The following is a 12,145-nucleotide window of genomic DNA, read 5'->3' on the forward strand; positions in this document are numbered from 1 at the left end:
ATATTTTACCTTCCGTTCCTATAATAACACCTGTATTTAAGCAGTAAGCAAGTAAAAATGATCATAGAAATGAGGAGAAAAAAATCATGAAAAAAAGAATCGCAGGTATCTTAACAGCAGCACTTATCGGAACTACAGTAATGGGAACCGTTGTAATGGCAGCACCATCCGGAGCAATCGACGTAATTTCCCGTGAGGACGGATCCGGAACACGTGGAGCATTCGTAGAGCTGTTTGGGATCGAAGAAGAAAAAGACGGCGAGAAAGTAGATATGACAACACAGGAAGCAAGCATCACAAACAACACAGATGTAATGCTTACCACAGTAGCAGGCGATGAGAACTCTATCGGATACGTATCCCTTGGTTCCCTCAACGATACAGTAAAAGCAGTAAAGATCGACGGAGCAGAGGCAACAGCAGAGAACGTTGCAGATGATACATACAAGGTAGCACGTCCGTTCAACATCGTAACAGGCGACAAGCTCAGCGATGCAGCACAGGATTTCATCAACTACATCATGAGCTCTGACGGACAGGACATCATCGAAAAAGAAGGCTACATCAAAGTAGATGAAAAAGCAGAGGCATACAAAGCCGGAGATGCAAAAGGCAAAGTCGTAGTTATGGGATCTTCTTCTGTAGGACCTGTAATGGAGAAGCTTGCAGAGGCATATCAGAAAACAAACAAAGACATCACAGTAGAGGTTCAGGTCAGCGACTCCACAACAGGAATCAACAGCGCAACAGAGGGTGTATGTGATATCGGAATGGCATCCCGTGACCTGAAGGATGAGGAAACAGAGAAAGGTGTTAAAGCTACAGAGATCGCAAAAGATGGTATCGCAGTCATCGTAAACAACGCCAATGATCTTGAGGAGCTTTCAAGTGACCAGGTAAAATCCATCTTCACAGGTGACATCACAGACTGGGAAGACGTGACCAAATAAATTCCCGGATAAAAAACGATTGAAGTATCTTACAAAGAGCGGCGATCATGACAAGGTCAGGAAAGCCGCTCCGTTATATATCAGCACAGTGGATATCCACTGGGACAGAGAGAAAGGTGTCTTATGAATCATTTAGGAGAAAAGGCCATGAAGGTCGTTTTCCTCATTGCGGCCTGTGCGTCGGTTCTTGCAGTATTTCTTATCTGCGTGTTCCTTTTTGCAAACGGTCTTCCTGCAATGGGAAAGATCGGTCCCTTAAAATTCCTCTTCGGAACAGAATGGAGACCAACAAACGATAAATTCGGAATCCTGCCAATGATCGTGGCAAGTATTTATGTAACTGCAGGAGCAATCCTTATCGGAGTGCCGATCGCACTTTTTACATCCGTATTTATGGCAAGATATTGTCCGAAAAAAATCTATAAACCACTGAAATCCGGTATTGAGCTTATGGCAGGCGTTCCATCCATCGTATATGGCTATTTTGGCCTGGTTCTCCTGGTACCGCTGATCCGCCAGCTGTTCGGAGGAACCGGAAGCAGTATGCTGGCAGCATGTATCCTTCTGGGAATCATGATCCTTCCAACGATCATCGGAGTTACGGAATCTGCAGTACGAAGCGTTCCGGAAAGCTACTATGAAGGTTCACTTGCACTTGGCGCAACAAAAGAAAGAAGCATTTTCTTTGTTATGCTTCCGGCAGCAAAATCCGGAATCCTGGCAGGCATTGTCCTCGGGATCGGACGTGCCATCGGTGAGACCATGGCCGTGATCATGGTAGCCGGAAACCAGCCACGTATGCCGAAGGGACTTCTTCAGGGTGTCCGTACCATGACTGCAAACATCGTAACAGAGATGGGATATGCATCAGGACTTCATAGAGAAGCACTGATCGCAACAGGAGTTGTGCTCTTTGTATTTATCCTCATCATCAACTTAAGTCTTTCACTGCTGAACAGGAGGGCGGAACATGCAAACTAATGTATCAGTAACCGCAGATCCTGCGGTAGAAACAAACATGAAAAAAAGAAATACACTTACCATAGGAGACCAGCTGAAGTCCTATGCAAGACATCCTGGTGCAGGAGTCCTGGGATTCCTCACACTGCTGGGAGCAGTGATCACTTTTGCACTGCTGTTCTTCCTGATCGGCTATGTGCTTGTAAAAGGTATTCCCTATCTGAACGCAAGTCTGTTCAGCTTTACCTATACCTCAGAGAACGTTTCCCTTCTCCCGTCACTGATCAATACCCTGATCATGACACTGGTATCTCTGGCGATTGCCGCCCCGGTAGGAATTTTTGCAGCGATCTTCCTTGTGGAATATGCAAAAAAAGGCAGCCGCTTTGTAAAGCTGATTCGTATTACCGCAGAGACACTTTCCGGCATTCCCTCCATCGTATATGGTCTGTTCGGTATGCTGTTCTTTGTAACTGCACTGCATTGGGGCATGTCTCTTCTTTCCGGTGCCCTGACCATGGTGATCATGGTACTTCCCCTGATCATGCGTACCGCTGAGGAAGCGCTGAAATCCGTTCCGGATTCTTACCGTGAGGCAAGCTTCGGACTTGGAGCAGGCAAGCTCCGTACTATTTTTACTATCGTACTTCCCTCCGCAGTTCCCGGAATCCTGGCAGGTGTGATCCTGGCCATCGGACGTGTGGTAGGTGAGACAGCGGCACTTCTTTATACCTCCGGTACTGTTGCGGCAGTTCCAAACAGCCTGATGGGTTCCGGACGTACCCTGGCACTTCACATGTATGTGCTTTCCAGCGAGGGACTTCATGTAAACCAGGCATCTGCAACAGCCGTAGTCATTCTGGCTTTTGTACTTGTTATCAATGGCCTGTCCGGTCTGGTAGCCAGAAAAATAGCGAAAGGATAATGAACTGATCATGAGTGAAAAAACAAAAATTCTGATAGATAATATGAATCTTCATTACGGAAACTTTCATGCACTGAAAGGCATCAATATGGAGATCCCGGAAAAAGAGATCACAGCTTTTATCGGGCCCAGCGGTTGTGGTAAATCCACACTTCTGAAATCCCTCAACCGTATGAACGATCTTGTAGAGGGATGTACCATCACAGGAAAAGTAGAGCTTGACGGCGAAGACATCTACGGAAACATGGATGTGAACCTTCTCCGCAAACGTGTAGGTATGGTATTCCAGAAGCCCAATCCGTTCCCGATGAGCATTTATGATAATATCGCATACGGACCAAGAACCCATGGCATCCGTTCCAAAGCGAAACTGGATGACATTGTGGAAAAATCTCTCCGCGACGCAGCTATCTGGGATGAGGTGAAGGACCGTCTGAAAAAAAGTGCTCTTGGTATGTCCGGCGGACAGCAGCAGCGTCTCTGTATTGCCCGCGCCCTTGCCGTACAGCCGGAAGTACTTCTGATGGATGAGCCCACATCTGCTTTGGACCCGATCTCCACATCCAAGATTGAGGATCTGGCAGTAGAGCTGAAAAAAGACTATACGATCGTCATGGTCACACATAATATGCAGCAGGCAACCCGTATTTCCGACAAAACAGCATTCTTCCTTCTGGGTGAGGTTGTGGAATTTGCGGATACCGACAAGCTGTTCTCCATGCCAGCGGACAAGCGTACCGAGGATTATATTACAGGAAGGTTTGGTTGATATTATGTCAGAACGTTTTGTAAGACAGTTGGAAGAGCTTCACGTGGAACTGATCACCATGGGAAGCCTCTGTGAAAAAGCAATTTCACTTTCTGCCAGAGCCATTCAGGGTGAAGGCGGGATGACCCTCATTGGTAAGATCTTTGAAACGGAAAAAGAGATCGATGCACAGGAAAGAGAGATCGAAAACCTCTGCATGAAACTTCTTCTTCATGAGCATCCCGTAGCCGGTGACCTGAGATCTATCTCTGCAGCGCTGAAGATGATCTCCGATATGGAACGTATCGGTGACCAGGCGGCAGATATTGCAGATCTGTCCAAACATATCGAGGACAAAGCAGTTACCGGAAACAGCATCAACATCCGGAAGATGGCTGAGGATACAGTCCGCATGGTGACAGAAAGCATTGATGCTTTTGTAAAGGGTGATCTGGAACTCTGCAGACAGGTGATTGATGATGATGACAAGGTAGATAATGCGTTTAATGAGATTAAAGAAAAACTGGTTGAAATCTTAAGCAGCGGAAGCCCGGATGCAAGATTAGGGCTTGACATTCTCATGGCTGCGAAGTATTTTGAACGTATCGGCGATCACGCAGTAAACATTGCGGAATGGGTAGAATACTCCATTACCGGAGTCCACAGAAGCAGTGCCAGTCACACGGACAATTATCTTACCGGAGAATGATTATTTTGAGTAAAAAAATATTTAAGTATATTATGCTGGTCTCATCCATGGTTACCGTGCTGGGACTGGCATTTGTCATTGGAATCCTTTCTCATTCCTTCCAGCATCAGCTGATGAATGAGCTGAAAAAAGAAGCGGTTTATATTTCCAGAGGAGTAGAAGCGGCAGGGACAGATTATCTGGAACAGCTGAATAACATAGATTCCAGAGTCACCTATGTGGATGAAAGTGGAAAAGTCCTCTATGATAATGAAGCTGATGTGGAAAGTATGGGAAATCATGGCCACAGAAAAGAAATCCGTGAGGCAGAGCTTAACGGAGAGGGGGAAGATGAGAGAATGTCTTCTACACTTTCCGAAAAGACCATATATTATGCGATACGTCTGGACAATGGAAATGTCCTTCGTGTTTCCGGCACTCAGGACTCGGCGCTTGCACTTGTCTGGCAGCTGGTACCATCCCTTTTGGGCGTGCTGTTTCTGATCCTTGTTCTTTCTGCGGTATTTGCCTCCAGACTTTCCGGCAGGGTGGTGGAACCTCTCAACAACCTGGATCTGGAACATCCGGAGGAGATCAATGTGTATGAAGAGGTGGAACCTCTTATCAGCAAAATCTACCGCCAGAACCGTCAGATCCGTCTGCAGCTTGAGGCAGCCAGAAGGCAGCAGAAAGAGTTTTCCATTATTACGGAGAACATGCAGGAAGGTCTTCTTGTGATCGACCGTTACACCATGGTGCTTTCCGTTAACTCCAGTGTGGGAAAACTTCTTAAGGTAAACGAAGTCCGAACAGGAGAAAGTGTGTATCTGCTGAACCGTTCCGAAGAATTCCGGGGCGTTGTGGAGCAGGTTCTTGAAGGAAATCATGAGGACAAAATTCTTCGTCTGGATGGCAGTGATATCCAGGTGATCGCCAACCCTGTCACAAGAGAAAACAAGACAGAAGGTGCGGTAATTCTTCTGGTGGACGTAACTGAAAAAGTAGAACGGGAACAGCTGCGCAGAGAATTTTCCGCCAATGTTTCCCACGAGCTGAAAACACCGCTGACTTCTATTTCCGGCTTTGCAGAGATCATGCAGGACGGATTTGTGAAGGATGAAGATGTGAAAGTTTTTGCAGGGCGTATCTATAAAGAGGCGCAGAGACTGATCCGTCTGGTTGGAGATGTGATCCGGATCTCCCGTCTGGATGAAGGCGGCCTTCCCTATCAGTGGGAAGAACTGGATCTTTACAGTATGGTTCACGATATTTTTTCCACCTTACATGAAGCTGCCGGGAAGCAGGAAGTGCATATGTATATGGAAGGTGGAAGTACCGTGCTGGAAACCGTGCCGACGATTATGGAAGAAGTTCTCTACAATGTCTGTGATAATGCTATCAAATATAACCATCAGAGTGGAGAAGTTTTTGTACGGCTGAAGGATGAAGGAGACGTAGTTCGTGTAAATGTGCGGGATACGGGAATCGGTATTCCGAAAGAAGATCAGGAACGCATCTTTGAGCGTTTTTACCGGGTGGATAAAAGTCACTCCAAGGAAATCGGAGGAACCGGTCTTGGCCTTTCCATTGTGAAGCACGGGGTAAAAACTCTGAACGGCAGGCTGTGGCTGAACAGTGAGCCGGGACAGGGAACCGAGATCATTATGGAATTTCCGAAACATCATATGGAAAATAAAGAGGCAGCAGAGTAAAAATGCTGCTTCTTTTTGTATCAGGCTGGAGAACCGGCTTCCCAGTTTGACAGACCGGATGGCTTATGCTATCTTAAGTAGTAATAATTCGAAATACAAGACGGGAAAGCGGATTAGTAGTCCGCTTTCTGTATTATAACCGGTTCGGAATACTTCCGGACGACTATACTGAGGGGAATAAAAAGATGATACAGGCAATTATTTTACTGGTGTTCCTGATCTTTCTGAACTCTGTATTTGCAGGCGCGGAGATTGCGGTTCTGTCCATGAATGAACCGAAGATGAAAGAGATGGCAGAAGAGGGAGATCACCGGGCGCAGATTTTGATGAAAATCACAGAACAGCCGGCGCATTTTATGACGGCGATCCGTGTAACCATAACTACAGCGGGATTTTTACAGAGTGCTTTTGCGGCAGAATATTTTGCACAGCCTATGACAGCGGCGCTTTTGAAAGCAGGCGTGGATGTATCACAGAATGTTCTGAAGATCGTATGTATGATCATCGTAACAATATTGCTTTCTTACGTGAGTCTTCTGTTTGGAGAGCTGGTGCCAAGGCGCCTGGGAATGAAGAATCCGGATGAACTTTCCCTGAAGCTTGCAGGAATGCTTAAAATTGCGCTTCTTGCAGTATGGCCGGCCACTGCGCTTCTGACAGCTACTACCAACGGAGTACTGCACCTTATGGGAATCCGTCCGGAAGAAAAAGAGGATCAGGCCACAGAAGATGAGATCCGCATGCTTTTAAGTGAAGGAAATGAACAGGGAAGTATCCAGCAGGAAGAGAGCGAGATGATCCAGAATGTTTTTGATCTGGATGATACCGACGCAGACGAGATCTGTACCCACAGACGGGATGTTGTTGTTCTTTATATGGAAGATTCGGACGAAAAATGGGAACAGGTGATCCGGGATAACCGTCATACTTTTTACCCGATATGTGGGGAAAATGAGGATGATATTGTATATATTCTGGACACCCGAGATTATTTCCGTTTAAATAGCAGAGAAAGGGAAGTAGTTCTCAAAAAAGCCTGTTATCCGCCGTTTTTTGTACCGGAGTCCATGCGTGCCAATCTGATCTTCCGGGAAATGCGGGAAAAACGTGATTATTTTGCGGTAGTGCTGGATGAATACGGATGTTTTGTGGGAATCGTTACTTTGCATGATCTGGTGGAGACACTGGTAGGAGATATTGATGACCGGACAGATCTGCCGAAACCGGATGATATAGAGAAGACGGGAGAACATGTCTGGAAAATACAGGGCGGAGCGATCCTGGATGACGTGGCAGAGGCTATTAATGTAGAACTTCCTGTGGAGAAATATGATACATTCAGTGGATTTGTGTGTGGTGTGCTGGAACGTGTACCGGAGGACGGAGAGCAGTTTCGGTGCAACTGGAAAAATCTGGACATTGTAGTAGAACAGGTCAGAAACCATACGGTTGCGGAAGGTATTGTTCATGTTCAGCCGGAGAAAAAAGTACAGGAACCGAAAGAAGAAATCTGACAAAATTTTTTGCTTTTTATGGATATTTTCGATCATGTTGTTGCTTGAAAGAGTGTTATTTTTATGACATAATAAGGAAACAGCCCGAGGAAAGTTTGTGATGGGGGAGAGGAAATGCCAGGTTTTACAAGACAGATTATATTGCAGACATTGACGGAACTTATGAATGAGAAACCACTGTCCAAGATCACAGTGAAAGATATCGTGGAGCGCTGTGGCGTGAACCGGAATACATTTTATTACCATTTTCAGGATATTCCGGATGCGGTGGAAGCCATGGTACGGGAAGAACTGGACGAGATCCTGACCAGTCAGCAGGCTCCGGAATCTGTCAGTGAATGTATGGAAATTCTTGTCAATGCAGTTCAGAAGAATAAAAAAGCCATGGTTCATCTGTACCGTTCGATCCAGAGAGATGTGTTTGCAGATTATCTGGACCACGCTGCCGAACATGTGGTGGAGAAACTGATCAGACGGGCAGTTGGAGACTTTGAAATGGATGAAGAGGATAAGCGTCTGGTGATCCGGTACTATAAATGTGTATTTGTGGGAGTGATCCTGGACTGGCTGCGGCATGATATGGAGTATGATATCCTGTCAGATATGCATAAACTGGAACATATTTATCAGAGAAGTCTGGAAAGAGATTATGAACATATGAAGGAAGCATTTTGATATAATTGGTTAAAATGGAGCTGGTGCCTGAAATTTGGGCACTGGCTCTTTTTTGTCTGTTTTTTTACACAACACGGTGATATATAATCCGTATTAATGAGAAAAAACAGTTGTTAAGGAGGAGACGTATGGATGACTTGAAACAGCTGAAGATCGTAAAAAATGTCTACATCATCATGTCATTGCTGTTCTGTGCACTGGGCATCTTCCTGATGGCGAAGCCGGAAAGTTCCGTGAGAATGCTGTGTGTACTGATGGGAACCATGTTGATCCTGTACGGAATCATTAAGGTCAGCGGCTATTTTACAAGGGATGCTTTTTGCCTGGCTTTTCAGTTTGATCTGGCATTCGGAATACTGCTGATGGCAGTAGGTGTGATCATGATCGCCAGGAAGAATTTTGCGGTGGATCTGATCTTTTCTGTATTCGGGATTCTGATTCTGGCAGATGCCTTATTTAAGATTCAGATGTCCGTTGACGCAAAACGTTTCGGACTGGTTCAGTGGTGGCAGATCCTGATCGTGGCACTGGCCACCGGAGTAATCGGGGTGCTGGTTTTTATCCGGCCATTTGATGCAGCGGCGACCATGATGATCCTGGTAGGATTTTCCATTTTTCTGGAAGGACTGCTGAATTTATGTGTGGCACTTCTGACGATCCGGATCATTAAGAACCGGCTGTAAACATAAGATAAAATAATCATAACTACTTCAGAGGACAATAAGAGGAGGAAACAGAGATGGGAATTTTTGACAAAGCAAAACAGGCTGCTCTTACAGCTACAGTAACAAAAGCACTGGATTATCTTGAGAAGGATCCGGAGGCCAATATACCGAAGATCATGGAAATGGTTGATAAAGTAACACCGGATGACTGGTATGCAGGACAGAGAAACGCCATCCGTCATTCCATCGAGGCAAAGGATAACTGGTATCAGCTGATCCTTCGTATGTATCAGCTGGATGCAGGTGTACGCCAGACATTTTTCCGTAACTTTATTGTAAATGCCAGTCTTAAGGGAAGCGCAACACAGGAAAGGGTATCAGAAGAGAATGACTGCAATGTACCGTGGGCAATCCTTCTTGATCCTACCAGCGCATGTAACCTTCACTGCACAGGATGCTGGGCAGCAGAGTATGGCCACAAGCTGAACCTGGATCTTGAGACTATCGATTCTATCGTAAAACAGGGTAAAGAACTGGGAACCTATATGTACATCTATACAGGCGGTGAGCCGCTGGTCCGCAAAAAGGATCTCATTAAGATCTGTGAGATGAATCCGGACTGCGAGTTCCTTTCCTTCACAAACGGAACTCTTATTGACGAAGAATTCTGTCAGGAAATGCTCCGTGTGAAAAACTTCGTTCCGGCTATCAGCCTTGAGGGAACAGAGGCAACTACAGACGGACGACGTGGAGATGGCGTATACCAGAAGGTTATGCATGCCATGGAGCTTTTGAAGAGCCACGGACTTCCGTTCGGTGTTTCCACATGCTACACATCTGCAAACGTAGATGCAGTAAGCAGCGAGGAGTACTTCGATCATCTGATCGAGTGCGGAGCTTATTTTGCATGGTTCTTCCACTATATGCCGGTTGGAAATGATGCGGCAGCAGATCTTCTTCCCACACCGGAGCAGAGAATCAAAATGTACGACAGCGTCCGCAGATTCCGTGCCACAAAATCTCTCTTCACTATGGACTTCCAGAATGATGCAGAGTATGTAGGCGGATGTATCGCAGGTGGCCGCCGTTACCTTCATATCAATGCAAACGGAGATGTGGATCCTTGTGTATTCATTCATTTCTCCAATGCGAACATTAAAGAATGTACACTTCTTGAGGCGCTGAAGAGCCCGATCTTTATGGAGTATCACAAGGGACAGCCGTTCAACAAGAACATGCTTCGTCCATGTCCTATGCTTGAGAATCCGGAGCTTCTCCGCAAGATGGTTGAACGTGCAGGAGCGAAATCTACAGATCTTCAGTCTCCGGAAACAGCTGAGCATCTCTGTGCAAAGTGTGATCACTATGCAGAGGTATGGAAGAAACAGGCAGATGAGCTCTGGAGTGAGAGCCAGGTAAAAAAAGCTGCAAAAAAATCAACAACTTGTTAATTAATACTTGATATAGATGGTGGGATACTGTATAATGAACCCGTTTTTCAGGAGTCTGAAATAACAGTTCAGATAAGAGTGTCGAAACAGAAGAGACATGATACGTGTACTGACAGATAACAGGGCGGTTATATTCAGCAGTGGGTATAACTGCCTTCTTTTTTATGTTATCGTCAGGACATAGGGAAAGAAAGGATGGATTCATTATGGAAAAACAGGAGAAAAACACAGCCAGCCCTTATGAGCTGGACGGACGCCCACCTCTTAAGGTGGCAATTCCCCTTGGACTGCAGCACGTGCTTGCCATGTTTGTGGGTAACCTTACCCCGCTTCTTATCATCACGGCAGCCTGCGGAATTGAAGCAGGAGGGGATCTTCAGGTTGCATTACTTCAGAATGCAATGCTGATCGCAGGAATTGTTACACTTGTACAGGTCTTTACGATCGGACCGGTCGGTGGCAAGCTTCCTATCGTTATGGGAACAAGTTCAGGCTTCATCGGCGTATGTCAGAGCGTTGCCGGAGTCATGGGAAATGGTATCGTTGCTTATGGCTCGATCATGGCAGCATGTTTTATCGGCGGTCTTTTTGAGACTGTACTGGGAAGCTTTCTGAAACCTTTGAGAAAATTTTTCCCGTCTGTTGTAACAGGTACGGTTGTACTTTCTATCGGTCTTTCACTGATCGGCGTGGGAATCAGTTCTTTTGGAGGCGGAAGTTCCGCAAAAGATTACGGTTCTCTGGAAAACCTTTTCGTAGGTTTTGTGGTCCTGATCGTGATCATTGCGCTGAAACATGGTACAAAAGGATTTACAAGCTTTTCTTCAATCCTCATCGGTATTATTGTGGGATATATTCTGGTAAGTATCATGGCTGTGGTACTTCCCACAACATTTACATATGTAGATGACACAGGTGCTACTGTGGAGGCTACAAAGGCCTGGGTCCTGAACTGGGATAAAGTTGCTCAGGCGAAATGGTTTGCAGTACCGGCACTTATGCCTGTGAAATGGGTATTTGACGCACGTGCGATCGTGCCGATCCTCATTATGTTTATTGTAACTGCAGTGGAAACTGTCGGTGATATTTCCGGAATCACAGAGGGTGGTCTTGGAAGAGAGGCTACCGATAAAGAGCTTTCCGGTGGTGTTATGTGTGACGGTCTTGGTTCTTCCTTTGCGGCACTGTTCGGTGTACTGCCGAATACTTCATTCAGCCAGAACGTTGGTCTGGTTGCCATGAATAAGGTTGTAAACCGTTTCTGTATCGCTACAGGAGGAATCTTCCTGATCGCCTGCGGATTATTCCCGAAACTTGCGGCGCTGATCTCTATCATGCCGCAGAGTGTTCTGGGCGGCGCTGCTGTTATGATGTTCTCATCGATCGTTGTCAGTGGTATCCAGCTGATCACCAAATGGCCGGTTGGACCGAGAAATGTTACCATCGTTTCTGTTGCGCTGGGTCTTGGTTATGGACTTGGTTCCAATACAGCGATCCTTGCACATCTGCCGCAGGCCATCAGCCTGATCTTCGGCGGTTCCGGTATTGTTCCGGCGGCGGTGTTTGCGATTATCTTGAACATCGTTCTTCCTAAGGATGAGAAGACGGATGTTGAGAGAGCTGAGGAGATGCTTGAAAAAGTTAAAAATAAATAAAAGGGATTTTTCTTTTTTAGAGACTGTTGGACGTATTGACGTTCGATGGTCTCTTTTTATGTGGGAATTTGTTTTTTATGATTTTTTTGATAAAGGTTCTGCCTTTTGGAAGGCGGTAATTTGCGAGAAGGGGAAGCACTCGGAGTTAGCGAAGGCCGTCTCCCCTTCTCGCGCTCTTCCCCTCCTGGCCACGCAGTTGTTC

11 protein-coding genes are annotated in these 12,145 nt (G+C 46.1%); all 11 read left to right on the forward strand.

The window, feature by feature from the left end:
- Positions 1 to 86 precede the first annotated feature (86 nt).
- The 11 genes from GPK88_RS09060 (at position 87) to GPK88_RS09110 (ending at position 11,943) form a co-directional block, all read left to right on the forward strand.
- Positions 87 to 950, forward strand: a complete 864-nt coding sequence (locus GPK88_RS09060; protein WP_022427026.1) for a substrate-binding domain-containing protein — start codon at positions 87 to 89, stop codon at positions 948 to 950.
- A gap of 123 nt (positions 951 to 1,073) precedes the next feature.
- Positions 1,074 to 1,931 (forward strand): phosphate ABC transporter permease subunit PstC, encoded by an 858-nt coding sequence (gene pstC, locus GPK88_RS09065; protein ID WP_118512708.1) that lies wholly within the window; start codon positions 1,074 to 1,076, stop codon positions 1,929 to 1,931.
- Entirely contained in the window at positions 1,921 to 2,835 is a 915-nt protein-coding gene (gene pstA / locus GPK88_RS09070; RefSeq protein ID WP_022427024.1) for a phosphate ABC transporter permease PstA, read from the forward strand. The genes pstC and pstA overlap by 11 nt, the downstream gene beginning before the upstream one ends.
- Positions 2,836 to 2,845: 10 nt before the next feature.
- Positions 2,846 to 3,604, forward strand: coding sequence for a phosphate ABC transporter ATP-binding protein PstB (gene pstB, locus GPK88_RS09075; RefSeq protein WP_173762204.1), 759 nt, complete (start codon positions 2,846 to 2,848; stop codon positions 3,602 to 3,604).
- 4 nt (positions 3,605 to 3,608) lie between these two features.
- Complete coding sequence (gene phoU, locus GPK88_RS09080) at positions 3,609 to 4,292, forward strand: phosphate signaling complex protein PhoU (RefSeq protein ID WP_173762205.1); 684 nt, start codon at positions 3,609 to 3,611, stop codon at positions 4,290 to 4,292.
- Positions 4,293 to 4,297: 5 nt separating this feature from the next.
- Complete coding sequence (locus tag GPK88_RS09085; protein ID WP_330596837.1) at positions 4,298 to 5,983, forward strand: sensor histidine kinase; 1,686 nt, start codon at positions 4,298 to 4,300, stop codon at positions 5,981 to 5,983.
- A 185-nt stretch (positions 5,984 to 6,168) separates the two neighbouring features.
- The gene (locus GPK88_RS09090; RefSeq protein WP_244092615.1) at positions 6,169 to 7,497 is read left to right on the forward strand and encodes a hemolysin family protein; all 1,329 of its coding nucleotides are present in this window, start codon (positions 6,169 to 6,171) and stop codon (positions 7,495 to 7,497) included.
- Between the two features lie 114 nt (positions 7,498 to 7,611).
- Positions 7,612 to 8,172 (forward strand): TetR/AcrR family transcriptional regulator C-terminal domain-containing protein, encoded by a 561-nt coding sequence (locus tag GPK88_RS09095; RefSeq protein WP_173762206.1) that lies wholly within the window; start codon positions 7,612 to 7,614, stop codon positions 8,170 to 8,172.
- A gap of 128 nt (positions 8,173 to 8,300) precedes the next feature.
- Positions 8,301 to 8,855, forward strand: a complete 555-nt coding sequence (locus GPK88_RS09100) for an HdeD family acid-resistance protein (protein WP_173762207.1) — start codon at positions 8,301 to 8,303, stop codon at positions 8,853 to 8,855.
- 56 nt (positions 8,856 to 8,911) lie between these two features.
- Positions 8,912 to 10,288: a radical SAM/SPASM domain-containing protein gene (locus GPK88_RS09105; RefSeq protein ID WP_174095575.1), complete on the forward strand. Its 1,377-nt coding sequence runs from the start codon at positions 8,912 to 8,914 to the stop codon at positions 10,286 to 10,288.
- Positions 10,289 to 10,494: 206 nt separating this feature from the next.
- Positions 10,495 to 11,943, forward strand: a complete 1,449-nt coding sequence (locus GPK88_RS09110) for a uracil-xanthine permease family protein (RefSeq protein WP_174095576.1) — start codon at positions 10,495 to 10,497, stop codon at positions 11,941 to 11,943.
- Positions 11,944 to 12,145 lie beyond the last annotated feature (202 nt).

The organism is Blautia sp. MCC269 (genome assembly GCF_018785655.1).
GTDB lineage: Bacteria > Bacillota > Clostridia > Lachnospirales > Lachnospiraceae > Blautia_A.